The following is a 24436-nucleotide window of genomic DNA, read 5'->3' as shown; positions in this document are numbered from 1 at the left end:
GCCTTGTCGCCAGTCCAAAAACCACCCCCCCCCCGGCGCGCCCCCCCCCGCAACCGCCCCGGCACCCACCCTCCCGAGAGCCCACCCCCCGAACACCAACCCCCCGCTAGGGTTCCCCGGGTGGATCTGGATCTAGGACAGGTACGAGCCTTCGTGACCACCGCCGAAGAACTCCACTTCGGCCGAGCCGCCACCCGCCTCGCCATCAGCCAACAAGGCCTCTCCAAACGCATCGCCCGCCTGGAGGCAACCCTCGGCCTGCGCCTGCTGGAACGCGACGCCCGCGGCGTCAGCCTGACCGCAGCCGGCACCCGCTTCCTGGACCCGGCACGGCGAGTGCTCATCCAGGGAGACCTGGCAGTGGCCGCCGTGCAGCAAACCGGACGGCCGCTGCGGATCGACGTGTGGGGCCACCTCTACGCCCCGATGCGCACCCTCGCACAGGCCGTGGACGCGGCAGCCGGCCTGGAGGTGGAGCCGGTACCGGGGCGGGACCTGCCGTCCGTGGCGGCGGCGCTGCTGCGCGGGGAGGCGGATGCCGGTTTCGGCCGGGTGCACGCGCTGCCGGACGGCGCCGACACCGGGCTGACGCACCGGCTGGTCCGGCTGGAGCCGGTGGACGCGCTGCTCAGCGCGGACCATCCGCTGGCCGGCCGGGACACCCTGAGCCCGGCGGAGCTGCGCAGCAGCGTGCTCCGCTATCCGGCGGCGGTGGACCGGCTGGACTTCCTGACCCGCTTCGCCGCGAGGTTCGACATCACCGCCCGGGTCGGCTCGACCAACCTGGGCCTGGAGCACTTCCTCGACCAGGTCGCCGCCGACCCGAGCTGCTTCTCCCTCGTCCCCGCCGACGGCCCGCTGCCGGACCGCCCGGGCGTGCGCACCGTCCCGCTGGCCGAACCGACCCCGCTGTACGCCTGGTCACTGCTCTGGCGAACCGGCGGCGATGCCGAGAACAGCGGTCAACTGGACCGTCTGCTGGGGGCGTTCACTGCCGAGGCCGCCCGCAGCCGGTGGCTGGAGTACGACCCGTCCCGGGACTGGCTCCCGGACGCCGACGAGGCCGCCCTCCAGCCGTGAACCGCGCGCGACGGCCAGGAAAGGGCGCCACACGGGCGAGTCGGGAGCCCGCGAGGCGGCCGGCGGTCACCACCAGGTCTTCTGGGTGCCCAGCACCGACCCGTCCGCGGCGAAGGAGGTGACGGTGTTGTCGGGGGAACCCAGCCTGCGGACGACGGCGTACCAGTGGACCGGGGAGTCCCCGACCGTGACCGGCACCGCCCCCACGGAGCCGCCGGACTTCCAGGTGACCACGACCTTGGCGACCTCCGGCCCGACCGGGACGGCCACCATGTCCGGGCGGCTCGCGTCCCCGGTCACCCGGTTGAGCATCACGCCCCTGGTGGGGCCCGGGACACCCGTGACCGTCCCACCCGGGGCGGTGGTCGCCTCCACGAAGTCCCCGGGCTGCCGCTTGCCGTCCGCGATCAGGTAGACGTCGGCCCGGTCCGCCTGCGTGTCCCAGACCGGGTTGTCGCCCGGCTCGGGGGTGGGCGGCAGCGTCGGGTCGGCGGCGCGCCGCTCGGTCCAGATCAGCCGGCCCTGTTTGAGGCCGTCCTCCATGGTCGGGGCCGCCGGCCACAGGGCGACCCAGACCTCCATGGCGTGGCCGTTGACGGTGCCCGTGCCGATCTTGGCCCGCACCGGGATGAACGGGTCCCGCGCGGTCCCGGACGTACCGCCGGACGAGGCGGCCGAGGCCGTCGGCACGGGCGTCACGGTGGCCACTCCCGCCGGGGCGGCCACCCGGGACGCCGGGGCCGCCGGCGACACCGACGCCGAGGCAGCCGGCGACACGGACGCCGGGGCCACCGGTGTGCCCGCCCCCGACGACCTGCCCGAAGCGAGCGCGGCCGCGGAGGAGACGGCCGCCACCGAGGCACCGCCGGCCTCCCGCCCCCAGCCGCCGATCACCGTCCCCGCCCCGGCCACCGCCGCCACCAGTACCGCCGCCGCGCCGCCGGTCAGCAGCCGCCGGCGCCGCAGCCTGCGCCGCCCCCCGGCCAGCAGCCGGTCGTACGGGACGGCACCGATCTCGATGCTCCCGGCCACCTCGCTCAGCCCGTACGACGCCGCGGCCTCGGCCGCGGCCATGTCCTCGTTGCTCATCCTGCGCCTCCGATGGTCGCCAGCTCGCTGAGTGAGGAGATCTCCCGGAGCTTGGCCAGCCCCCTGGCCGCCTGGCTCTTGACCGTGCCGACCGAGCAGCCCATGGCCGCGGCGGTCTGGGACTCGCTGAGGTCCTCCCAGTACCGCAGGACGACGGCCTCGCGCTGGCGGGGCGGCAGGGCGGCGAGCGCGGCGAGCAGCACGGCCCGGGCGTCCGGGTCGGGCGCGGTCGGGGCGGGCCGGTCGGGGAAGGCCTCGACCAGGTACTCGGCCGGTCTGCGCCGGAACCGCCGGGCGTGCTCGTTGACCAGGATCCGGCGCACGTAGGCGTTCGGGTCGTCCGCGGCGCGGACCTTGTTCCAGTGGACGTAGGCCCGCTCCAGAGCCTGCTGGACCAGGTCCTCGGCGCCGTGGCGGTCCCCCGCCAGCAGGTACGCCGTCCGCAGCAGCCGTGACCACGCGCCGCCGGCGAACGCCCGGAACTCGTCGTCCCGGGCGGTCTTCTGGGCTCCCATGAGCACCTCCTCGAACCCCCAGAGCCCGGAACCGAGGCCGACCGTTGCCCGGCGCCCGCGATTCGCCGTTCGCGATTCGCCACCGGCGGCTGTGACACTGGAGGGGCTCGAAAACCGAGGTGCGCTCCGCCGTGCCTCCTTGCGAACCTAGAGGGATGCCCGCAGTGAGTTCTCCCGCAGTCCAGTCCGCCCCCGTACCCGCCGAGGGTCCCGGAATCGGTGAGCTGGCCGCCCGCCTGCCCGAGCTGACCCTGCGCGACGAGGTGCGGATCGGGCGCCGGCTGGAGGGGGCCCGCCGGGTCCGCAAACCCGAGGCCCGGCAGAAGATCACCGCCGAGATCGCCGCCGACGTCGACCGCGCCCAGCTGCTGGTCGAGCAGCGCCGCAACGCGGTGCCGAAGATCACGTATCCGGCCGAGCTTCCGGTCAGCCAGAAGAAGGACGACATCCTGGAGGCGATCCGGGACCACCAGGTGGTGATCGTCGCAGGCGAGACCGGCTCCGGGAAGACCACCCAGATCCCGAAGATCTGCCTGGAACTGGGCCGCGGCGTGCGCGGCCTGGTCGGCCACACCCAGCCGCGCCGGATCGCCGCCCGTACGGTGGCCGAGCGCGTCGCGGAGGAGCTGGACACCCCGCTCGGCGAGGCCGTCGGCTGGAAGGTCCGGTTCACCGACCAGGTCGGCCAGGACACCCTGGTCAAGCTGATGACGGACGGCATCCTGCTCGCGGAGATCCAGACCGACCGCGACCTGCGCCAGTACGACACCCTGATCATCGACGAGGCGCACGAGCGCAGCCTCAACATCGACTTCCTGCTCGGCTACCTCAAGCAGCTGCTCCCGCGCCGCCCCGACCTCAAGGTCGTGATCACCTCCGCGACCATCGACCCCGAGCGCTTCTCCCGGCACTTCGGCGACGCCCCGATCATCGAGGTCTCCGGCCGGACGTACCCCGTCGAGGTCCGCTACCGCCCGGTGATCGACGACGGCGAGGACGAGGCCGACGAGGCGGACCGCGACCGGGACCAGATCCAGGCGATCTGCGACGCCGCCCAGGAGCTGCAGGACGAGGGCCCGGGCGACATCCTGGTCTTCCTCTCCGGCGAGCGCGAGATCCGCGACACCGCCGACGCGCTGACCAGGCTGAAGCTCAGGAACACCGAGGTCCTCCCGCTCTACGCCCGGCTCAGCTCGGCCGAGCAGCACCGGGTGTTCCAGCGCTCCAACCTGCGCCGGATCGTGCTGGCCACCAACGTGGCCGAGACCTCGCTGACCGTCCCCGGCATCAAGTACGTGATCGACCCGGGCACCGCCCGGATCTCCCGCTACAGCCACCGCACCAAGGTGCAGCGGCTGCCGATCGAGGCGATCAGCCAGGCCAGCGCCAACCAGCGCAAGGGCCGCTGCGGCCGCACCTCGGACGGCATCTGCATCCGGCTGTACTCGGAGGAGGACTTCCTCTCCCGCCCCGAGTTCACCGACGCCGAGATCCTGCGCACCAACCTGGCCTCGGTGATCCTCCAGATGACCGCGGCCGGTCTGGGCGACATCTCGGCCTTCCCGTTCCTGGACCCGCCGGACTCGCGCAACATCAAGGACGGCGTCCACCTGCTGCACGAGCTGGGCGCGCTGGACCCGGACGAGAAGGACCCGCGCAAGCGCCTGACCCCGCTCGGCCGCAAGCTCGCCCAGCTCCCGGTGGACCCGCGGATGGCCCGCATGGTGCTGGAGGCGGACCGCAACGGCTGCGTGCGCGACGTCATGGTGATCGCCGCCGCGCTGTCCATCCAGGACCCGCGCGAGCGCCCCGCCGAGAAGCGCCAGGCCGCCGACGAGCGGCACCGCCGGTTCTCCTCGGAGACCTCCGACTTCCTCTCCTACCTGGCGATGTGGCGCTACGTCCGGGAGCAGCAGAAGGAGCTCTCCTCCTCGGCGTTCCGCCGGATGTGCAAGTCCGAGTTCCTCAACTACCTGCGGATACGGGAGTGGCAGGACGTCTACACCCAGCTGCGCACGGTCGCCAAGCAGTTGGGCGTGACCATCGAGGAGCCCCGTCCCGACGCCGAGCCGGACGCCGACCGGATCCACCAGTCGCTGCTGGCCGGGCTGCTCTCCCACATCGGCCTGTTCGACGTGGAGAAGCGCGAGTACGGCGGCGCCCGCGGCGCCCGCTTCGCGGTCTTCCCGGGCTCCGGCCTGTTCAAGAAGCCCCCGCGCTGGGTGATGTCCGCCGAGCTGGTGGAGACCTCCCGGCTGTGGGCCCGGATCAACGCGAAGATCGAGCCCGAATGGGTCGAGCCGCTGGCCGGGCACCTGATCAAGCGCAGCTACAGCGAGCCGCACTGGGAGAAGAAGGCCGGGGCCGTCCTGGCGTACGAGAAGGTGACCCTCTACGGGATGCCGATCGTCGCCCAGCGCAAGGTCAACTACGGCCGGATCGACCCGGAGCTCTGCCGCGAGCTGTTCATCCGCAACGCGCTGGTCGAGGGCGACTGGGAGACCCACCACAGGTTCTTCGCGGAGAACCGCAAGCTGCTCGGCGAGGTGGAGGAGCTGGAGAACCGGGCCCGCCGCCGGGACATCCTGGTGGACGACCAGACCCTGTTCGACTTCTACGACGCCCGGCTGCCCGAGGAGGTCGTCTCCGCCCGGCACTTCGACTCCTGGTGGAAGAAGGCCCGGCACGAACAGCCGGACCTGCTGAACTTCGAGAAGTCGATGCTGATCAACGACGCCGCGGACGGCGTCACCGAGGCCGACTACCCGGACTACTGGCAGCAGGGCAAGCTGCGCTTCAAGCTGACCTACCAGTTCGAGCCGGGCAGCGACGCGGACGGCGTGACCGTCCACATCCCGCTGCCGGTGCTCAACCAGGTCACCGCGGAGGGCTTCGACTGGCAGATCCCCGGTCTGCGGGAGGAGCTGGTCACCGCGTACATCAAGTCGCTGCCCAAGGCGATCCGGCGCAACTTCGTGCCGGCCCCGGACTTCGCCAGGGCGGCCCTGCGCCAGGTGAAGGACCGCCAGGAGCCCTTGCTGCCGTCCCTGGAGCACGCCCTGAAGCGCCTGACGGCCGTCACGGTGCCGCCGGAGGCCTGGGACGACGAGCGGGTGCCGGATCACCTCAAGGTGACCTTCCGGGTGATGGACGGCAAGCGCAGGCTCGCCGAGTCCAAGGACCTGGAGGAGCTGCGGCTGAAGCTCAAGCCGAAGCTCAAGGAGACGCTCTCCTCGGCGGCGTCCGGCAAGGGCATCGAGCAGGGCGGGCTGACCGCCTGGCCGGCCGGGCTGCCGGTGCTCCAGCGCACCTTCGAGCAGCGCTCGCGCGGCCACTCGCTGCGCGCCTACCCGGCGCTGGTGGACGAGGGCGCCTCGGTCGGCGTGAAGCTGTTCGACACCCCGGAGGCGCAGGCCCAGGCGATGTGGGAGGGGACGCGCCGGCTGCTGATGCTGACGACGACCTCCCCGGCCAAGTCGATCCAGGGGCGGCTGGGCAACCAGGCGAAACTGGCGCTCTCGCACAGCCCGCACGGCTCGATCAACGCCCTGTTCGAGGACGTCGTCTCGGCCGCGACGGACCGGCTGATGTCCCTGGCCGGCGGCCCGGCCTGGGACGAGGCGGCCTTCGGCAAGCTGCACGACAAGGTGCGGGCGGACCTGTACGACCTGTCCGCGGACACCACGCTGAAGACGGCCACGGCCCTGATCGCCTTCCACAAGGCCTCGACCCGGCTGAAGTCGGTCAGCAGCCCGGTGCTGCTGAACGCGGTGAACGACGTCCGGCTGCACCTGGCCTCGCTGGTGCACCCGGGCTTCGTGACGGCCACCGGCTGGCGGCGGCTGCCCGACCTCAAGCGCTACCTGCTGGCGGTGGACCGCAGGCTGGAGGCGCTGCCCAACCACCCGCAGCGGGACGCCCAGCAGCTGCTGAAGGTCCAGCAGGTGCAGCAGGCGTACGGGGAGCTGCTGGCGGCGGTGCCGGCCGGGCGGCAGCCCTCCGAGGAGGTGCGGGCGGTCCGCTGGATGATCGAGGAGCTGCGGGTCAGCTTCTTCGCCCAGTCGCTGGGCACGCCGAGCCCGGTCTCGGAGAAGCGGATCATGAAGGCGATGGAGGCGGCCCGGGCGTCGCTGTGAGGCCCGGCCCGGGCGCCCCCCGCGCCCCGGGTGGTGCCCTGAGCTGCGGGTGCGCGATGGGCCTTCAGGAGCCAGTTCGACCTGGAGGCCCACCATGGGCTACGATCTGTCTTGTTCGCAGCGCGGCAAGCGAGTGAACGAGATCAGAAAACTCTGGTCCCGTGGAGCAGTTGGTTAGCTCGCCACCCTGTCAAGGTGGAGGTCGCGGGTTCAAGTCCCGTCGGGATCGCCGCAGCGCGAAAGGCCCGGAACCGTCAGGTTCCGGGCCTTTCGCTTTTGGCCGTCCGGCTTTTACCGCGACCAGGTACGGACCACAAGCGGCAGGCCGTGTGATCGTCGCCACTCACCCCCTCCGGAAACCGTCACCGGAACGGCCCGTTCAAGACCCCACTAATTTAATATGTAAAATTGCACTTTTATTCACTGTAAATCCCCCCCGCATCATGCGCACCAAATCGTTATCCGGAGTTCAGCATTCCGACCCGTGGGAAGCGCGGCGCCGGGCACGACAAAGGGGCCGCCAACCGGACCCGGCGGAGTCCGGTTAGCGGCCCCTTTCAAAGAGCCTTTGGCCTATCAGGCCTCAGTGCGCTGGGCGGGAATCCCGGCCAGCAGGGCGCGCACCTCCGCCTCACGGTAACGACGGTGACCACCGAGCGTGCGGATCGACGTCAGCTTGCCCGCCTTGGCCCAGCGGGTGACCGTCTTCGGGTCAACGCGGAACATGGTGGCAACCTCTGCCGGCGTCAGCAGCGGCTCAGCATCAGGGGTACGAGCGGTCATGAGCGGCCTCCTCGGGAGAACCGAACCAGGGCGGTTCTATCCTTCAAATTCTGCACCTTGGCCCGCGATGCCCGAAATGGCATAGACGGGCCGAGTCGGTTATAGGACGAACGGCTTGTCCTGGTGTCTACAACTACACCATCCGTCCAGCCCTATCGACCAAACCGCCAAAATTGACCCCTCACGGGTTCAAGGCCGACGGATGGCGATGGACCACCCCATAACGGACAGTCACGCCACAGTGACGTCCGGTTACGAGGGGACCAGACCCTCCGTTTCCCCGCAAAGCACGCATCGACTCCAGAACCACCCAAAAGTGGGCACGCTCACGTGAAGTTGGGCTGGTTGTCCCATTTTTGCACATAGGGGTAAGTTCGCGTCAACGGTGAGTAGTGTCACGTTCGACAGCTATTGACCCGAACCAGGACCTTCGTCGGCCCCGTCGTGGACCAAAGACCCCTGACAGTCATACACGGGCGGTCGGACGTCAGTTCGCCTGCCGCAGCGCGAGCACCCGCCGCCACCGCAGCGTCAGTTCCCCGTACGCGCGCAGCGCCTCGGCGGTGTCCCCCGCCCGCAGCGCCCGCAGCCCGTCCTCCAGCTCCCCCGCCGAACGGTCCGCCAACAGCCGCTCCGGCCCCAGCAGGTGCACCAGCCCCCCGTAGTCCAGCTCCACCAGCGAGCGCGGGTGGAACTCCTCCAGCCACCGCCCGACCTGCTCCGCCCCGCGCACCAGCTCCCCCTCCGGCGCCGCCTCGCGCAGCGCCCGGAGGGCCCGCGCCACCCGGCGCCGCGCCTGTGCCATCGGCACCAGGTAGAACAGCGCCGCCGCCCTCCCCCGTTCCCCCTCAGTCCCTTCCCCGTCCGTCCCTTCCCCGTCCGTGCCCCCCGGCACGAAGCACCGGTCCTCGTCCCCGAACGGGAGGAACCAGTGCACCGGCACCTCCCACCGGCTGGTGAGGATCCACGGCCGGGCGTCCGGGTGCCCGGCCAGCCAGCGTTCCCGGTCCGCCTCGGCGGCCGCCCGGGTCACCGGCGGCACCGCGGTGTCCAGCAGCGCCACCGGGGCCCCCGCCCGCAGCTCCTCCAGCGCCTGCCAGCTGCGCAGCCTGGTCGCCCACGGGCACACGTACAGTACGCCGTCCACGATCCGCAGGTACGCCCGCCGGCTCTCCTTCTCCGGCAACGCCCTGGGCGTGCGGGCGGCCAGCTCCGCGAGCGCCTCCCGCTGCTCCTCCAGCACCGCCGCGGCCACCGACTGCTCGGCCACCGCCGCGTCCGGCCCGTGCTCCGCCGCATAGGCCCGCCAGCCCGCCCGCTCGGGCTCCGGGTAGGCCGCCAGCGGCTCGTAGACCCGCAGGTGGGCGGCGTAGGGCGGCAGTACGGAGGTGCGTACGACGGTCACGTCCTGCATGGTCGCACGCGCCGCGCGGCCCCGGGAGGGCGCGCCCCCGAACCGTTCGCGCCCGCACCGCGCACCCCTCGCCGTCTCACCCTTCGGACAACCGGCACAAGCTCGGACAAGACGGCGGATCGGCGGCCCGCTCCCGACTACTCTTCGCCCTAGGCGCCCGCACCACAGCAGCGGGCCTTTCCATACTGGAGTCACCACAGTGACCGACGTACAGACCCCGGCCACGCACCCCGCACCCGGCGTGCTCAGCAGGATCTTCCGTACCGAGCAGGACGGCGCCCCCGGCGACGGCCACGAGCAGGTCGTCCTCTGCCACGACCGCAGCTCCGGGCTCAAGGCGATCATCGCCATCCACTCCACCGCCCTCGGCCCCGCCCTCGGCGGCACCCGCTTCTTCCCGTACGCCTCCGAGGAGGCGGCCCTGGAGGACGCGCTGAACCTGTCCCGCGGAATGTCCTACAAGAACGCGCTGGCCGGCCTCGACCTCGGCGGCGGCAAGGCCGTCATCATCGGCGACCCGAACAAGGACAAGAACGAGGCGATGCTCCGGGCCTACGGCCGCTTCGTCGAGTCCCTGCGCGGCCGCTACATCACCGCCTGCGACGTCGGCACCTACGTCCAGGACATGGACGTCATCGCCCGCGAGACCGAGTTCGTGACCGGCCGCTCGCCCGAGCACGGCGGCGCCGGCGACTCGTCCATCCTGACCGCCTTCGGCGTCTTCCAGGGCATGCGCGCCACCGCCCAGGCCCGCTGGGGCCAGCCCACCCTGCGCGGCAAGCGGGTCGGCGTCGCGGGCGTCGGCAAGGTCGGCCACTACCTGGTCGGCCACCTGGTCGCGGACGGCGCCACCGTCGTCGTCACCGACCCCTTCGAGGCCGCCGTCAACCGCGTGCGCGCCGCTCACCCGGAGGTGGAGGTCGTCGCCGACACCACCGCCCTGCTCCAGGCCAAGCTGGACGTCTACGCCCCCTGCGCCCTCGGCGGCGCGCTGACCGACCCGGTGGTCGCGGCGCTCGGCGAGTTCGGCACCTCGATCGTCTGCGGCGCGGCCAACAACCAGCTGGCCCACGCGGGCGTCGAGAAGGACCTGGCCGACCGCGGCATCCTCTACGCCCCCGACTACCTGGTGAACTCCGGCGGCGTGATCCAGGTCGCCGACGAGATCGACGGCTTCAACTTCGAGCGGGCCAAGAACAAGGCCACCAAGATCTTCGACACCACCCTGGAGATCTTCACCCGGGCCGCCGCCGACGGCGTCCCGCCGGCGGTCGCCGCCGACCGCCTGGCCGAGAAGCGGATGCGCGAGATCAGCGCGCTGCGCACGGTGCTGCTGCCGGGCGCCCGCCGCGGCTGACCGCCGCCGCTCCGGTGAGCTGATGCGCGGGGGGCCGTCACCTTCGGCCCCCCGCGCATCACGATGTGGAACCGGATTCTCACTTCTCCGCCCGAACGGGTGATCCGAGGTCCCCCTTGGGGGGATAATCGGTCCTGGAACGACGGACCCCGAACACCTCCGGACAGCGTGCAAATCGCCGCAAAACCTCCCCTGACCTGGGAAGACCTGGTCGCGGGTGCGGCCGGTGCGCGCCACGTCACACCGACGACGTACCGTCCAGCGGCGGAAACAGGTACCGTTAATGCTCCAAGGGACGGTCCTCCCATTCGGGCAGGCCGGTCCTGATCATGAACACGTGTCAGACTCGGGGCCGTGAGCCCCATCGTTGAGGGGGTCGACCCATGGGGCGCGGCCGGGCCAAGGCCAAGCAGACGAAGGTCGCCCGCGAGCTGAAGTACAACAGCGGCGGGTTCGACGCTAACCGTCTGTCCAACGAGCTGGGCGTATCGCCGTCCACCGCTTCGATCGACCCGGAGCCGATCGAGGAGGAGGAGGACGACGACCCGTACGCGGAGTACGCCGCCCGCTACGCCGACCTCGACGACGAGGACGACAACGAGCCGGGCACCGGGCCGTCGCAGGCCTCCCGCCGCTCGTAACCCACAGCTTCGCCGGACCGGTCCGGGCGCCCCTGGGCGCCGGACCGGTTTTCGGCGTTCCCCGGGCGGATCGGGTGCCGTCGTGGCCGGCCGCACCCGGCCCCGGCCGACGGCCGTACGCGCTCGCTCCCGGCCGACGGCTGACCGCCGCGGACGGGCGAGAGGGGCCCCTCCGGTGCGCCGGAGGGGCCCCTCTCGCCGTCGACGGGACCGTCGGGGCCGGTCAGCCCGCCGTGAAGCCCTCGTAGGCGTTGTAGAGCGCCGCGCCCTCCGCGTGCTCGTCGGTGCGCTCGACGATGTCACCGAGCAGCCAGGCCTCGACGCCGCGGTCCTCCAGGATCGACAGCACCACGTCCACCGAGTGCGGCGGGACGACGGCGACCATGCCGACGCCCATGTTGAGCGTCTTCTCCAGCTCCAGGGTGGCCACCTTGCCGACCTCGGCGACGGTCCGGAAGACCGGCAGCGGGGTCCAGGTGCCGCGGTCCAGGCGGGCGTGCAGGCCGTCCGGGATGACCCGGGCCAGGTTGGCCGCCAGGCCGCCGCCGGTCACGTGCGAGAAGGCGTGCACCTCGGTCGCCCGGGTGAGCGCCAGGCAGTCCAGCGAGTAGATCCGGGTGGGCTCCAGCAGCTCCTCGCCGAGGGTGCGGCCGAACTCCTCGACCTTGCGGTCCAGCTTCCAGCCGGCCTGGTTCAGCAGCACGTGGCGGACCAGCGAGTAGCCGTTGGAGTGCAGGCCGGAGGCGGCCATCGCGATCACCACGTCGCCGGCCCGGACCCGCTCGGAGCCCAGCAGCGCGTCGGCCTCGACCACACCGGTGCCGGCGCCCGCGACGTCGTACTCGTCCGGGCCGAGCAGGCCCGGGTGCTCGGCGGTCTCGCCGCCGACCAGGGCGCAGCCGGCCAGCGCGCAGCCCTCGGCGATGCCCTTGACGATCGAGGCGACCCGCTCCGGGACGACCTTGCCGACGCAGATGTAGTCGGTCATGAACAGCGGCTCGGCGCCGCACACCACGATGTCGTCCACGACCATGCCGACCAGGTCGTGGCCGATGGTGTCGTGCTTGTCCATGGCGGCCGCGATGGCCACCTTGGTCCCCACGCCGTCGGTGGCCGAGGCCAGCAGCGGCCGCTCGTAGTCCTTGAAGGCGGACACGTCGAAGAGGCCGGCGAAGCCGCCGAGACCGCCGACCACCTCGGGGCGGTTGGCCTTCTTCACCCACTGCTTCATGAGCTCGACGGCGCGGTCGCCCGCCTCGATGTCGACACCGGCGGCGGCGTAGGTGGCGCCATCGGAGGGGCGACGCGGAGCGTCTCCGTTGGGGGTGGTGGTGGGCGACGGGTGGGAGCTGGTCACTGCGTGCGGCCCTTTCGGGTCAGGTGGGGGTGGTTCGGAAACAGCGGTGGGGCCCCGGTTCGCGGGACCCCACCGTGCGTTCGTTACGGGCGGCGCAGCGCGTCGGCCGCGCCCGCCCCGCCGAGCAGCGACTGGACGCCGTCCAGGTCGCTGCCGCTGGTCGGCTTGCCGCGGACGGCCGGCTGCTGCTGGCCGCCCTTGATCTCGGCCTCCAGCAGGAGCTTGCCGAGCAGCGCCGGGTCCGGCAGCTCCATCGGGTACTCGCCGTCGAAGCAGGCCCGGCAGAGCTTGTCCTTGGGCTGCTTGGTGGCCTCGATCATGCCGTCGATCGAGATGTACGCGAGCGAGTCGGCGCCGAGCGTGCGGCCGATCTCCTCGATGGTCATGCCGTTGGCGATCAGCTCCGCGCGGGTGGCGAAGTCGATGCCGAAGAAGCAGGGCCACTTCACCGGCGGCGAGGAGATGCGGATGTGCACCTCTGCGGCGCCCGCCTCGCGCAGCATCTTCACCAGCGCGCGCTGGGTGTTGCCGCGCACGATCGAGTCGTCCACGACCACCAGGCGCTTGCCGGCGATGACCTCGCGCAGCGGGTTGAGCTTGAGCCGGATGCCGAGCTGGCGGATGGTCTGGCTGGGCTGGATGAAGGTGCGGCCCACGTAGGCGTTCTTCACCAGGCCGGAGCCGTACGGGATGCCGCTGGCCTCGGCGTAGCCGATCGCGGCGGGGGTGCCGGACTCGGGCGTGGCTATCACCAGGTCGGCCTCGACGGGGGCCTCCTGCGCCAGCCGGCGGCCCATCTCCACCCGGGAGAGGTGCACGTTGCGGCCGGCGATGGAGGTGTCGGGGCGGGCCAGGTAGACGTACTCGAACACGCAGCCCTTGGGCTTCGCCTCGGCGAAGCGGGAGGTGCGGATGCCGTTCTCGTCGATGGCGATGAGCTCGCCGGGCTCGACCTCGCGGATGAAGGAGGCGCCGCAGATGTCCAGCGCCGCCGTCTCGGAGGCGACCACCCAGCCGCGCTCCAGCCGGCCGAGCACCAGCGGGCGGATGCCCTGGGGGTCACGGGCGGCGTAGAGGGTGTGCTCGTCCATGAAGACGAGCGAGAAGGCGCCCTTGACCTTGGGCAGCACGACCTTGGCCGTCTCCTCGATGGAGAGGTCCGGGTGGCCGGCCAGCAGGGCGGTCACCAGGTCGGTGTCGTTGGTCGCGGCGGTCCGGCCGGAGCGCGAGACGTGCTCCTCGCCGGGCAGTTCGGCGACCATCGCCGCCAGTTCGGCGGTGTTCACCAGGTTTCCGTTGTGCCCGAGGGCCAGCGAACCGTGCACGGTCGCCCGGAAGGTCGGCTGGGCGTTCTCCCAGACCGAGGACCCGGTGGTCGAGTAGCGGGCGTGTCCGACGGCGATATGCCCGTGCAACGACCCCAGCGAGGCCTCGTCGAAGACCTGGGAGACGAGTCCCATGTCCTTGAAGACGAGAATCTGGGAGCCGTTGCTCACTGCGATACCCGCGGATTCCTGACCGCGGTGCTGCAGGGCGTAAAGGCCGAAGAACGTGAGCTTGGCGACCTCCTCGCCGGGAGCCCAGACACCGAAGACGCCACACGCGTCCTGGGGGCCTTTCTCGCCGGGAAGAAGATCGTGGTTGAGTCTTCCGTCACCACGTGGCACGCCTTCGAGTCTAGGGCAGTTGACCAGGGCTTCCGGAACCCGGGACGTCCGGTTCGATCGGCGATCCCGGAGTAACGCGCGTAGACAAAACCCCTTACGGGGCCGGGAATTCGGGTGGGGGAATTCCGGCGGACGGCGGTTGGCCTTGCGGTTCGCGCCTGTTGGGGCCTTCCGTGTGCGGAACGGCGGTTGCCGGGGCGGCGCGAACGTGAGCCTGCTCACCCGGGCTTCACCGGGAGGTCACGCCGCGGGCAGCAACAGGCCCCAGGCGCCCGGGTGGACCGTCCAGGTCCTGGCGCGGACCGGTCCGACCGCATGGCCGTCCGCCTCGTAGCCGAAGCCGCGCCCGACCACCGAGACGCTCGCCGCCCGCGCCCGCACCAGCGCGCCCGGCGCGCTGACCACCACTTCGAGCACCCCCGCGCCGGCCGGGTCGGTCCGCCCGGCGCCCTGGAGGGTCAGCTGCACCAGCCGGACCGGACGGTGCACGTCGGCGAGCAGCCGGCCGTCCGCCTCGACCCGGACCCGGGGGCTGTGGTCCGCGGTCTCCGGGATGAGTGCGTTCGCCTGCTCGGCCGCAGCCAGTTTCGCCCATAGCGAACGCCAGCCGCCCGTCCGGCCCACCGGCCGCCGCGCACCGCCGCCGGTGATCCGCACCCCGCCCAGCGCCACCCCGCCGCCGTCGTCCACCAGCAGGTCGAAGGTGCGCGGCGCGCCCGACAGCACGGCCCGCGCCGCCCGTACCGGTTCGCCCGGCACGCCGAGCGCGCGGGCCGTCGCCAGCTCCTCCGCCCGGCCGACCGGAACCATGCCCACCGGATCGGCGCCCAGCTCACGCTGCCGGTGCAGCGCCTGGAGCACCCGCTGCAGGGCCAGATCGGAACCGATCACCACCGGTCGCCGACGACCCCGGTGCGAAAGCATCCGGTCGAGTTCCGACGGGCTCTCCGGATAGGCCACCTTGACGTCCGCACCCCCGCACAGCACGTCCTTCGCGATCCGCACCGACTCCCCGTCGGCCTGCCGGGCCGCCGGGTCGAGCAGTAGTAGAAGGGGCTCGGGACCGCCGGTTCCAGGCGTGGACAGGGACGACACGACCGGTCCTTCCTCAGGTAATCTCTCGGTGCAAGAGCCCCTTGCGCCGTTGCGCCAGGGGCTTCGTCTATCTCGGGGCAGACTGCGGCCTACGCAGGATGCCCCAACCGGAAGGGGTGTACGCCTGTGCCGGCACTCGTGCTCGTTGGCGCTCAGTGGGGGGACGAGGGCAAGGGGAAGGCCACCGACCTCCTCGGCGGCTCCGTCGACTACGTCGTCCGCTACCAGGGCGGCAACAACGCCGGTCACACGGTGGTCATCGGCGACCAGAAGTACGCCCTGCACCTGCTCCCCTCCGGCATCCTCAGCCCGAACGTGACGCCGGTGATCGGCAACGGCGTCGTCATCGACCCGGGCGTGCTGCTCTCCGAGCTCAACGGCCTGAACGAGCGCGGCATCGACACCTCCAAGCTGCTGATCTCGGGCAACGCCCACCTGATCACCCCGTACCACCGCACCATCGACAAGGTCACCGAGCGCTTCCTCGGCAAGCGCCGGATCGGCACCACCGGCCGCGGCATCGGCCCGACCTACGCGGACAAGATCAACCGCGTCGGCATCCGGGTCCAGGACCTGTTCGACGAGTCGATCCTGCGCCAGAAGATCGAGGCGGCGCTGCACGACAAGAACCAGATCCTGGTCAAGCTCTACAACCGCCGCGCCATCCCGGCCGACCTGGTGGTCGAGGAGTACCTGGGCTACGCGGAGAAGATCAAGCCCTTCCTCGCCGACACCACCCTCGTCCTGGACGAGGCGCTCAAGGCGGACAAGGTCGTCCTGCTGGAGGGCGGCCAGGGCACCCTGCTCGACGTCGACCACGGCACGTACCCCTTCGTGACCTCGTCGAACCCGACCGCGGGCGGCGCCTGCACCGGCGCCGGCATCGGCCCCACCAAGATCGACCGGGTCATCGGCATCCTCAAGGCCTACACCACCCGCGTCGGCTCGGGTCCGTTCCCGACCGAGCTGCTCGACGAGGACGGCGAGGCGCTGCGCCGGATCGGCGGCGAGCGCGGTGTCACCACCGGCCGCGACCGCCGCTGCGGCTGGTTCGACGCCGTCATCGCGCGCTACGCGACCCGGGTCAACGGCCTCACCGACTTCTTCCTCACCAAGCTCGACGTGCTCACCGGCTGGGAGCAGATCCCGGTCTGCGTCGCCTACGAGATCGACGGCCGCCGGGTCGAGGAACTCCCCTACAACCAGTCGGACTTCCACCACGCCAAGCCGATCTACGAGACGCTGCCCGGCTGGACCGAGGACATCAGCAAGGCGAAGACCTTCGCCGAACTGCCGAAGAACGCCCAGGCCTACGTGAAGGCGCTGGAGGAGATGTCCGGCGCGCCGATCTCCGCCATCGGCGTCGGCCCGGGCCGCGACGAGACGATCCAGATCAACTCGTTCATCTGAGCCTGAGCTCCTTGGAGGGCCCCGCGGGACGGTTGCGTCCCACGGGGCCCTTCGCTTCGGCTCTGCAGTTTGAACTAGTTCATACATCCATTGCCTCTAGTGCAGAACCGCGCTACGTTCGGACCATGACCGCGAAGCTGCCCGCACCCGTCACCCTCACCGGCCGCCACATCCGCCTGGAGCCGCTGGACCGCCGCCACCTCGCCGACCTCTGGACCACCGTCGGCTCCGAGCCCGAGGTCTGGCGCTGGACCATGAACCTCCCGCCCGCCACGCAGGAGGAGCTCGGCCGGATCCTCGACGCCCGCACCGCCGAGGCCGAGAGGGGCGAGTCGGTACAGTTCGCCGCCGTCGACCTCGCGAGCGGCACCGCCGTCGGCGTCACCGGCTACTACGACCTCAACGCCAAGGACGAGTACATGGAGATCGGCGGCACCCTGTACGCCCGCTCGGTCTGGCGCACCGCGGTCAACACCGAGGCCAAGCTGCTGCTGCTCACCCACGCCTTCGAGGACCTGGGCATGGGCCGCGTCTTCTGGAAGACCGACGCCCTCAACGAGCGCTCCCGCAACGCCATCCAGCGCCTCGGCGCCCAGTACGAGGGCACCTTCCGCCGCCACCGCCTCCGCCCCACCGGCACCTGGCGCGACAGCGCCTACTTCTCGATGCTCGCCGACGAGTGGCCGGCCGCCAAGTCCCGGCTGGCGGAACGCCTTTCGCGCGGCTGAGCACTCGTCGTCGTCACCGGTCGGCCGACTCGGCCGCGGCCCACACCGCTTTGCCGTGGCTGCCGATCACTATTCGCGGTCGGCGGGGGTGGGGTGGCGGGGGGTGAACTCGCGTTTCAGGGGGCGGAGTTCCCGGGGCTGGCCGTTGACCAGCCAGACCAGCCAGCCGACGAAAAGGACGGCGAGGAGGAGGGCGGACAATCCGGCGACGAGAAGGGCGTTCACCAGGACGGGAAAATGCGGGGAGGAAGGCGGAGGGGCGGCGGAAGGGGCACGGCTGTCTCCGGTCGGTGATGTCGAACGCCCTGACCATGCATCCGGTGTGTATTTACGGCTGAGTGGCGACTTGGCGACTGTTTACGGGGCAACAAGTCAGCGAGTGACACGGACGACCATAGAGTCAGGGTGCCAGAGTTGCTACCGAGGGACTGGACGTTCACTCCATCGTGGGGTATCCCCCATTTCGCTAGCTAGTGCCCGGTGTCCACGGCACACTTCACCGGAAGCATCGACCGTAGCCGCGATCCGGAGAAGAGAGTCATGCCACCCCGCTTGTCGCCGACCGTGCGCCAGCAGCGCCTGGGGATCGAACTGCGCAAGATGCGCGAGCGCGTGGGCGTGACGCCCAAGAGCCTGGCCGCCACGATCGGCACCGACCTGCCGAAGATCTCCCAGATGGAGAACGGGAAGTCGGGCATCAGCGCCGAGCGGCTCCGGGTCTGGGCGCGCACCTGCGGCTGCCCCGACGGCCCGTACCTCGACGCGCTGCTCGCGATGACGCAGGACCGCCGGAAGTACTGGTGGGACGGCTACCGGGGCCGGATGCCCAGCGGGATCATCGACATCGCGGAGATGGAGCACCACGCGGCGTCGCTGTCGATCCTCAACAGCACCTTCATCCCCGGGCTGCTGCAGACCCCGGCCTACGCCGCCGCGGTGTTCGAGCGCCTCCCCGCGCAGCACCGGCAGGAGGCCGAGATCCGGATGTCATTCCGGATTCGGCGCCAGCAGATCTTCGTCGACCACCCGAAGCCGTACAGCGCAATCCTGCACGAATCCGCGCTGCGGATGCAGTTCGGCGGCCCGGAAGTGCTGCGCGAGCAGTTGCGGAGCCTGCTGGGGAATTCGGAGCGGCCGGGGGTGGAGATCCGGGTGATCCCGTTCAGCGTGCCCACCTACACGGGCTCCGGGGAGAGCCTGTATCTCGCCCGAGGGCCGGTCCCGGAGCTCGACACCGTACAGATCGACCTGACGCACGGGCCGAAGTTCGTGCATTCGGAGGCGGAATTGGCCTCCTACCGCCGGATCAAGGAGAAGACCGCGGCGATCGCGCTCGGGACGGCCGAGTCCCGGGACTTCATCCGGGCCTTACTGAAAGACTTCTCATGAGTATGTGGCGCAAGGCGTCAGCCAGCGGTGAGAGCACCGACTGCGTGGAGGTCAGAGCCGCCGGCGGGCTGGTGGAGATCCGGGAGTCGGACCTGCCCGAGGTGGTGGTGCGGACGACGCCCCGCAAGTGGGCGGCGTTCGTCCGCGGGGTGAAGGCCGGCGAGTTCGACCGGTACGCCGACTTCAGCCGGCTGTGAATCCGGCCGCGAGCCCGGATGTGAACCCGGATGTGAATCCGGCCGCGAGCCGAGGAAGCCGACGCCCCTCCCCGCAGCGGTAGGCTTGGCAGCCCACAGTGGACCCCTGCGCCTGGCACAGCACTCCGGGTCGGGGTGCGCGTGCGGGAGAAATCGGAGCATCCGAGGATGGCTCGGCACCTGATCACCAGCGCCCTTCCGTACATCAACGGGATCAAGCACCTGGGCAACATGGTCGGGTCGATGCTCCCGGCGGACGTCTACTCCCGCTACCTGCGCCAGACCGGCCACGAGGTGCTGTACATCTGCGCCACCGACGAGCACGGCACGCCCGCCGAGCTGGCCGCCCAGGAGGCCGGGCTGCCGGTCGCCGAGTTCTGCGCCCAGGCGCACGGGGCCCAGAAGGCGGTGTACGACGGCTTCGGGCTGTCCTTCGACCACTTCGGCCGCAGCTCCTCGCCGCAGAACCGGGAGATCACCCAGGAGATCGCCCGCGAGCTGCAGCGCAACGGCTTCATCGAGGAGCGCTCGATCCGCCAGGTGTACTCCAACGCCGACGGCCGCTTCCTGCCGGACCGCTACATCGTCGGCACCTGCCCGCACTGCGGCTACGACAAGGCGCGCGGCGACCAGTGCGAGAACTGCACCCGGGTGCTGGACCCGACCGACCTGCTGGAGCCGCGCTCGGCGATCAGCGGCAGCGCCGACCTGGAGGTCCGGGAGACCCGGCACCTGTTCCTGCTCCAGTCGAAGCTGACCGAGGAGGTCGAGCGCTGGATCGCCGACCACGCCGACGACTGGCCGGTGCTGGCCTCCTCGATCGCCCGCAAGTGGCTGACCGAGGGCCTCCAGGACCGTTCGATCACCCGTGACCTGGAGTGGGGCGTCCCGGTGCCGGCCGACGTGTGGCCCGAACTGGCCGCCGAGGGCAAGGTGTTCTACGTCTGGTTCGACGCCCCGATCGAGTACATCGGCGCCACCAAGGAGTGGGCGGACGCCGCCCCGGCCGAGCGGCGGGACTGGAAGTCCTGGTGGTACGAGGCCGACGAGAGCGTCCGCTACACCGAGTTCATGGCCAAGGACAACGTCCCGTTCCACACCGTGATGTTCCCGGCGACCATCCTCGGCTCGCGCCGCCCGTGGAAGAAGGTCGACTACGTCAAGGCCTTCAACTGGCTGACGTACTACGGCGGGAAGTTCTCCACCAGCCAGAAGCGCGGCGTGTTCACGGACGTCGCGCTGGAGCTGCTGCCGGCCGACTACTGGCGCTACTTCCTGATCGCGCACGCCCCCGAGTCGGACGACTCCAGCTTCACCTGGGACCTCTTCGCCTCGGTGGTCAACAAGGACCTCGCGGACACCCTCGGCAACTTCGTCAACCGGGTGCTGTCCTTCAGCCGCAAGCGCTTCGGCGACGACGTCCCCGCCGGGGCCGCGGCCGGCGAGGCCGAGGCGCGGCTCGGCGAGCAGATCGCCGGGCTGCTGGCCGACTACGAGGCCCAGCTGGACGCGCTCAACTTCCGCAAGGCGGCGCAGGCGCTGCGTGCGCTGTGGAGCGCGGGCAACGCGTACCTGGACGAGAAGGCGCCCTGGCAGCAGGTGAAGACCGACCCGGAGGCGGCGGCGCTGACCCTGCGGACGGCGATGAACCTGATCCACCTGTACGCGGTGGTGTCCGAGCCGTTCATCCCGACCGCGGCGGCGGCGATGCGCGGCGCCTTCGCGCTGCCCTCGGACGAGCGCACCTGGATCACCGGGGACGAGGCCCGGGCGCTGTGCCTGGTGCCGGCCGGGACGCCGTTCACCGTGCCGCCGGTGCTGTTCGCGAAGATCACGGACGAGGACCTGGCGGCCTGGACGGCCCGCTTCGGCGGCGCCGAGGGCTGAGCCGGCCGACGGAACACCGCAAGGGCCCCGACCGCCACGGTCGGGGCCCTCGTCGGTGGTGACGGGGCCGTGGGGGGCGGGCCCCGGGGCGTGTCGGACACGCCCCTCAGCCGGCCCGGTGGGGCGGGCCGGTGCTCGGGACTACCAGCGGGTGGTCTCCGCGAAGAAGCCGGGGATCTCGGTCGCCCTGCCGGCGGCCACCGCCTCGTCGTGCACCAGCGCGCCGACCGCCAGGTCGAGCACGCCGAGGCCGAAGGGCGAGAAGACCACCGGGCGGTCGGTGCCGACGGCGACCTCGCCCTCGATCACCTGGGCGAGCGTGCCGGTGACGAACTCCCGGTTGCCGTAGAGCTGTTCGGCCAGGTGCGGCGAGGTGTTCGCCTTCATGCAGTGCTCCACGTCGTCGAGCACGTTGTACGCGCCGCCGATGATCTCCGGGGCGAGGTCGCGCAGTGAGATGTTGAGCACCAGCTGGCCGGGGGCGAAGGTCTCCGGGTCGAGGATGTACGGCTCGCCCGCGGTGGTGGCCAGCACCACCACGTCGGCGCCCTTGAGCGCCTCGCCGAGGTCCTCGGCCACGCGCGCCGGGTAGCCCAGCTGGGCGTCGGCGTGGTCGACCAGCGCCTGGGCGTACTTCGCCTCGCGGTCGTGCACCACCAGCTCGTCGATCGCCCACTCCTGGGCGCCGAAGAACTCAAGGATGTTGCGGGCGATGATGCCGGCGCCGACCACCGCGAGCCGGCCCGCCGTACGGCCGCCGCTGAGCACCTCGGCGGCGAGCACCGCGGAGGCCGCGGTGCGGGCCGCGCTGATCTGCGAGGCCTCCAGGACGGCGAACGGGTAGCCGGTCTCGTAGTCGTTCAGCAGCAGGGCGGCCGAGGCGCGCGGGAAGCCCCGCTCGATGTTGGCCGGGAAGCTGCTGATCCACTTGATGCCGGCCAGGCCGACGCCGCCGCCGAGGTAGGCCGGCAGGGCGATGATCCGGGCGTCCGGCTTGGCCGGGAACCGCAGGAAGTAGCTGTCGGGGTTGACCGACTCGCCCGCGCCGTGGGTCAGGTAGGTCTCCCGGACCTCCTGGACGATGCGTCGGCGGGCTCCCGCGATGACCTCGCGGGCGGTGGTGCCGTCGATGACTCTGAACTCGAACACGGTGGTGGCTCCAGTCGAGGCCGCCCGGTGCGGGCGGGAACGGGATGTGAGGACGAGGTGATCAGCCGACGTAGGCGTTGCCGGCCGGCTCGTGGTGGCTGCTGGCGGCGTGCGCCCCACCGGCGTGGGCGCGGGTGCCGCGGCCGCCGCCCAGCCAGCGCGGCAGGTACCAGTTGCGGTCGCCGAGCAGGGCCATCACCGCGGGCAGCAGCACCGCGCGGACCAGGGTGGCGTCCAGCAGGACCGCGACCGCCAGGCCGATGCCGAGCTGCTTGAAGTCCTGCATGCCCAGGGTGCCGAAGACCGCGAACACCGCGACCATGATCAGACCGGCGCTGGTGACCACCCCGGCGGTGTTGCGGATGCCGAGGCCGACCGCCTCCCGGCTCGGCTTGCCCGCCAGGTACGCCTCGCGGATCCGGGAGACCACGAACACGTGGTAGTCCATCGAGAGGCCGAAGAGCACTACGAAGACGAACAGCGGCATCCAGGACTCGATCGCGCCCGGCGCCTTGGTGCCGACGATCGAGGCGCCCCAGCCGTGCACGAACACCGCGGTCATCACGCCGTAGGCGGCCGCCACGGAGAGCAGGTTGAGCAGGATCGAGGTGATCGAGATGGTCAGCGAGCGGAAGGAGAACAGCATCAGCAGGAAGGTGACGCCCATGACGAAGGCGAACACCGGCACGATGCTGCGGTGCAGCTGGTCGTTGTAGTCGACCGAGAAGGCAAGGTCACCGGCGACCAGCGCGGTGGTGCCCGGGACGGTCTTCAGCGTCTGCGGCACCAGCTGCCCGCGCAGCGCCGCCAGGGCCGCCTTGGAGGTGGCGTCGGTGCCGTTGCCGGCCAGCGGAACGTTGATCTCCGCGATGTTCTTGTCCTTCCAGTACCGCACGTCGATCTGGTTGCCGGTCTTGCCGGAAGCCAGTGCGGCCTGCTTGAAGTCGTCGATGCTCTTGGCGACCTGCGGCGAGGCGATGTCGTCGGCCTTGACCACCACGGTGGCGGGCGAGGGCGAGCCGGGGAACTCCCGGTCGATCTGCTGCGAGACCGAGACCAGCGGGTTGTCCGAGGGCAGCAGCTTGTCCATGCCGAGCTTCTCGGTCTTCATGCCGAGCGCCGGAACGGCCAGCGCCACCAGCACCGCGGCGGACAGCACGGCGAAGATGCCGGGACGGGCGAGCACGCCGCGCAGCAGCGCGTTGGCGGGCTTGGGGTTGGCGGTGGCGGCCTGGCGGCGCTTGCTGATCCACGGGATCCGGCCGGCCGCGACCTTGTCGCCGAGCATCGACATCAGGGCCGGCAGCACGGTCATCGAGCCGACCACCGCGACCGCGACGACCTCGATGGTGGCCATCGCGAAGCCCTCGAAGACGGTCAGCCCGGAGAGGAACATGCCGGCCATCGCGACCATGACGGTGAGGCCGGAGACCATCACCGAGTGGCCGGAGGTGTGGGCGGCGATCCGCAGCGCGGTCGCCTTGTCCCGGCCGGCCGCCCGCTCCTCGCGCTCACGGCGCAGGTAGAACAGGCAGTAGTCGACGCCGACGGCCAGACCCATCAGGAACATCACCGAGTTGGTCATGGCGTCCACCGGCACCAGCTGGCTGCTCAGCGAGAGCAGGCCGAGCGCGCCGATGCAGGCGGTGACCGCCAGGGCGACCGGCAGAACGGCCGCCACGAAGGCACCGAAGACCACCAGCAGGATGCCCAACGCGACCGGCAGGGCGGTGAGTTCGGCGCGCGTGAAGTCGTCGCCGAGGCTGTCGTTGATGCCCTTGAGGGCGGTCGCGCCGCCGAACTCGCCGATGGTCACCTGGGGGTGGGCCTTGGCGGTGTCCTTCACCGCCGTGATCACCGGGTCGATCCGGTCGGCGGCGGTGTCCGGGTCGCCGGTGACGGCGAACATGATCAGCGCGGAGTGCTTGTCGGCCGAGAAGGCCTGGGTGGCGTACGGGTCGCGCAGGTTCTCCGCGAGGCCGGTCTTGTTGACCGCGTCGGAGGTGGCCTGGACGGCGCCGCGGAACTCGGGGGAGTCCGCGGTCAGACCGTCGCTGTGGATCAGGATCAGTTCGTTGACCGGGTCGTTGATCCCGGCGTCCTTGAGCACCTGGGCGGCGCGGCCGGAGTCCCCGGTCCCGTAGTCGGCCTGGGTCAGGCTCTTCTGGCCGGCCATGCCACCGAGCACGGTGACCAGGACGACCAGGACGACCCAGCCGATGACGGCGGTCTTGCGGTGGTGGGCACTCCACTCGCCCAGCCTGGCCGCGAAGTTGCTTTGACGTGCCATTACCTCTCCTGCGATAGGCGGCATGATCAAGCCGCAGTGGCGACAGTCGGGTTCGGATGTGTCCTCACCGGCATGAGGGGGACCGGAGGAATACAACGACCGTAGGCCCTCCCGAACCCCCGTGGCGCCTCCGGGAGTTGCAGCAACCTGCGGTGGCAAGCTGCTGCCAGCCGAGCCCGGCCGAAGCCCCTTACCGCGCCCGTTTCCCCGGTGCTACGGTCGGTTCCCGTTGAGGGACGACCATTCGAGCGG

The 24436-nt window shown here is 71.1% G+C and carries 19 protein-coding genes and 1 tRNA gene; 10 read left to right on the top strand and 10 right to left on the bottom strand.

Annotation, left to right across the window (positions count from 1 at the left end):
• Window positions 1-120 precede the first annotated feature (120 nt).
• Window positions 121-1080, top strand: a complete 960-nt coding sequence (locus ACFV1W_RS28640) for a LysR family transcriptional regulator (RefSeq protein WP_380420131.1) — start codon at window positions 121-123, stop codon at window positions 1078-1080.
• A 66-nt stretch (window positions 1081-1146) separates the two neighbouring features.
• Here ACFV1W_RS28640 and ACFV1W_RS28635 read toward each other — a convergent pair whose 3' ends face one another.
• Entirely contained in the window at window positions 1147-2169 is a 1023-nt protein-coding gene (locus ACFV1W_RS28635; protein ID WP_380420130.1) for a hypothetical protein, read from the bottom strand.
• Complete coding sequence (locus ACFV1W_RS28630) at window positions 2166-2684, bottom strand: SigE family RNA polymerase sigma factor (RefSeq protein WP_380420129.1); 519 nt, start codon at window positions 2682-2684, stop codon at window positions 2166-2168. Before ACFV1W_RS28630 ends, ACFV1W_RS28635 begins: the two co-directional genes overlap by 4 nt.
• A 155-nt stretch (window positions 2685-2839) precedes the next feature.
• Here ACFV1W_RS28630 and hrpA point away from each other — a divergent pair, with 155 nt between their 5' ends.
• Together hrpA and ACFV1W_RS28620 are read left to right on the top strand one after the other, a co-directional pair.
• On the top strand, window positions 2840-6820 hold the full coding sequence (gene hrpA / locus ACFV1W_RS28625; RefSeq protein WP_380420128.1) for an ATP-dependent RNA helicase HrpA: 3981 nt from the start codon (window positions 2840-2842) through the stop codon (window positions 6818-6820).
• Between the two features lie 155 nt (window positions 6821-6975).
• Window positions 6976-7049: transfer RNA gene (locus ACFV1W_RS28620), tRNA-Asp, on the top strand.
• Between the two features lie 347 nt (window positions 7050-7396).
• Here the strand turns inward: ACFV1W_RS28620 and bldC are convergent.
• Both bldC and ACFV1W_RS28610 read right to left on the bottom strand, forming a co-directional pair.
• Window positions 7397-7603 carry a developmental transcriptional regulator BldC gene (gene bldC / locus ACFV1W_RS28615; RefSeq protein ID WP_014137253.1) on the bottom strand — a complete coding sequence of 69 codons (207 nt, stop codon included), beginning with the start codon at window positions 7601-7603 and terminating at the stop codon, window positions 7397-7399.
• A 487-nt stretch (window positions 7604-8090) separates the two neighbouring features.
• A complete protein-coding gene (locus tag ACFV1W_RS28610; RefSeq protein ID WP_380420127.1) occupies window positions 8091-9017 on the bottom strand; it encodes a hypothetical protein in 927 nt (308 codons plus the stop codon).
• A gap of 199 nt (window positions 9018-9216) precedes the next feature.
• Between ACFV1W_RS28610 and ACFV1W_RS28605 the strand changes: the two genes are divergently transcribed.
• The gene (locus ACFV1W_RS28605; RefSeq protein WP_380420126.1) at window positions 9217-10374 is read left to right on the top strand and encodes a Glu/Leu/Phe/Val dehydrogenase dimerization domain-containing protein; all 1158 of its coding nucleotides are present in this window, start codon (window positions 9217-9219) and stop codon (window positions 10372-10374) included.
• A 383-nt stretch (window positions 10375-10757) separates the two neighbouring features.
• Entirely contained in the window at window positions 10758-11015 is a 258-nt protein-coding gene (locus ACFV1W_RS28600; protein ID WP_380420125.1) for a DUF3073 domain-containing protein, read from the top strand.
• Window positions 11016-11238: 223 nt separating this feature from the next.
• Here ACFV1W_RS28600 and purM read toward each other — a convergent pair whose 3' ends face one another.
• The 3 genes from purM to ACFV1W_RS28585 form a co-directional block, all read right to left on the bottom strand.
• Window positions 11239-12372, bottom strand: coding sequence for a phosphoribosylformylglycinamidine cyclo-ligase (purM, locus tag ACFV1W_RS28595; protein WP_380420124.1), 1134 nt, complete (start codon window positions 12370-12372; stop codon window positions 11239-11241).
• An 83-nt stretch (window positions 12373-12455) separates the two neighbouring features.
• Window positions 12456-14039, bottom strand: a complete 1584-nt coding sequence (gene purF, locus ACFV1W_RS28590; RefSeq protein WP_380420123.1) for an amidophosphoribosyltransferase — start codon at window positions 14037-14039, stop codon at window positions 12456-12458.
• Window positions 14040-14279: 240 nt separating this feature from the next.
• On the bottom strand, window positions 14280-15134 hold the full coding sequence (locus tag ACFV1W_RS28585; RefSeq protein WP_380420122.1) for a diacylglycerol kinase: 855 nt from the start codon (window positions 15132-15134) through the stop codon (window positions 14280-14282).
• Window positions 15135-15260: 126 nt separating this feature from the next.
• Between ACFV1W_RS28585 and ACFV1W_RS28580 the strand changes: the two genes are divergently transcribed.
• Window positions 15261-16544 (top strand): adenylosuccinate synthase, encoded by a 1284-nt coding sequence (locus ACFV1W_RS28580; protein ID WP_270145300.1) that lies wholly within the window; start codon window positions 15261-15263, stop codon window positions 16542-16544.
• Between the two features lie 125 nt (window positions 16545-16669).
• Window positions 16670-17272 carry a GNAT family N-acetyltransferase gene (locus tag ACFV1W_RS28575; protein ID WP_380420121.1) on the top strand — a complete coding sequence of 201 codons (603 nt, stop codon included), beginning with the start codon at window positions 16670-16672 and terminating at the stop codon, window positions 17270-17272.
• Between the two features lie 69 nt (window positions 17273-17341).
• On the opposite strand, the gene ACFV1W_RS28570 is transcribed toward ACFV1W_RS28575, so the two are convergent.
• Window positions 17342-17497, bottom strand: a complete 156-nt coding sequence (locus ACFV1W_RS28570; RefSeq protein WP_380420120.1) for a hypothetical protein — start codon at window positions 17495-17497, stop codon at window positions 17342-17344.
• A 315-nt stretch (window positions 17498-17812) separates the two neighbouring features.
• On the opposite strand from ACFV1W_RS28570, the gene ACFV1W_RS28565 reads away from it, so the two are divergent.
• The 3 genes from ACFV1W_RS28565 (at window position 17813) to metG (ending at window position 20745) form a co-directional block, all read left to right on the top strand.
• Window positions 17813-18661 (top strand): helix-turn-helix domain-containing protein, encoded by an 849-nt coding sequence (locus ACFV1W_RS28565; RefSeq protein ID WP_380420119.1) that lies wholly within the window; start codon window positions 17813-17815, stop codon window positions 18659-18661.
• Complete coding sequence (locus tag ACFV1W_RS28560; protein ID WP_380420118.1) at window positions 18658-18858, top strand: DUF397 domain-containing protein; 201 nt, start codon at window positions 18658-18660, stop codon at window positions 18856-18858. The genes ACFV1W_RS28565 and ACFV1W_RS28560 overlap by 4 nt, the downstream gene beginning before the upstream one ends.
• Window positions 18859-19026: 168 nt before the next feature.
• Window positions 19027-20745 (top strand): methionine--tRNA ligase, encoded by a 1719-nt coding sequence (gene metG / locus ACFV1W_RS28555; protein ID WP_380420117.1) that lies wholly within the window; start codon window positions 19027-19029, stop codon window positions 20743-20745.
• A gap of 141 nt (window positions 20746-20886) precedes the next feature.
• Here the strand turns inward: metG and sbnB are convergent, their stop codons facing one another.
• Together sbnB and ACFV1W_RS28545 are read right to left on the bottom strand one after the other, a co-directional pair.
• Complete coding sequence (gene sbnB, locus ACFV1W_RS28550) at window positions 20887-21894, bottom strand: 2,3-diaminopropionate biosynthesis protein SbnB (RefSeq protein ID WP_380420116.1); 1008 nt, start codon at window positions 21892-21894, stop codon at window positions 20887-20889.
• 61 nt (window positions 21895-21955) lie between these two features.
• Entirely contained in the window at window positions 21956-24184 is a 2229-nt protein-coding gene (locus tag ACFV1W_RS28545; protein ID WP_380420115.1) for an MMPL family transporter, read from the bottom strand.
• Window positions 24185-24436 lie beyond the last annotated feature (252 nt).

Origin of the sequence: Kitasatospora sp. NPDC059648, assembly GCF_042734825.1 — a bacterium.
Classification (GTDB): Bacteria; Actinomycetota; Actinomycetes; order Streptomycetales; family Streptomycetaceae; genus Kitasatospora.
Note: the sequence above shows the minus strand (reverse complement) of the source record. Positions and strands in the feature narration are given on the sequence as shown.

Coding starts and splice junctions, on each gene's coding strand:
- bldC (WP_014137253.1), bottom strand. CDS start 7,603: ATGACCGCTCGTACCCCTGATGCTGAGCCGCTGCTGACGCCGGCAGAG.
- ACFV1W_RS28575 (WP_380420121.1), top strand. CDS start 16,670: ATGACCGCGAAGCTGCCCGCACCCGTCACCCTCACCGGCCGCCACATC.
- ACFV1W_RS28600 (WP_380420125.1), top strand. CDS start 10,758: ATGGGGCGCGGCCGGGCCAAGGCCAAGCAGACGAAGGTCGCCCGCGAG.
- ACFV1W_RS28565 (WP_380420119.1), top strand. CDS start 17,813: ATGCCACCCCGCTTGTCGCCGACCGTGCGCCAGCAGCGCCTGGGGATC.
- metG (WP_380420117.1), top strand. CDS start 19,027: ATGGCTCGGCACCTGATCACCAGCGCCCTTCCGTACATCAACGGGATC.
- ACFV1W_RS28545 (WP_380420115.1), bottom strand. CDS start 24,184: ATGGCACGTCAAAGCAACTTCGCGGCCAGGCTGGGCGAGTGGAGTGCC.
- ACFV1W_RS28635 (WP_380420130.1), bottom strand. CDS start 2,169: ATGAGCAACGAGGACATGGCCGCGGCCGAGGCCGCGGCGTCGTACGGG.
- ACFV1W_RS28610 (WP_380420127.1), bottom strand. CDS start 9,017: ATGCAGGACGTGACCGTCGTACGCACCTCCGTACTGCCGCCCTACGCC.
- hrpA (WP_380420128.1), top strand. CDS start 2,840: ATGCCCGCAGTGAGTTCTCCCGCAGTCCAGTCCGCCCCCGTACCCGCC.
- ACFV1W_RS28560 (WP_380420118.1), top strand. CDS start 18,658: ATGAGTATGTGGCGCAAGGCGTCAGCCAGCGGTGAGAGCACCGACTGC.
- ACFV1W_RS28630 (WP_380420129.1), bottom strand. CDS start 2,684: ATGGGAGCCCAGAAGACCGCCCGGGACGACGAGTTCCGGGCGTTCGCC.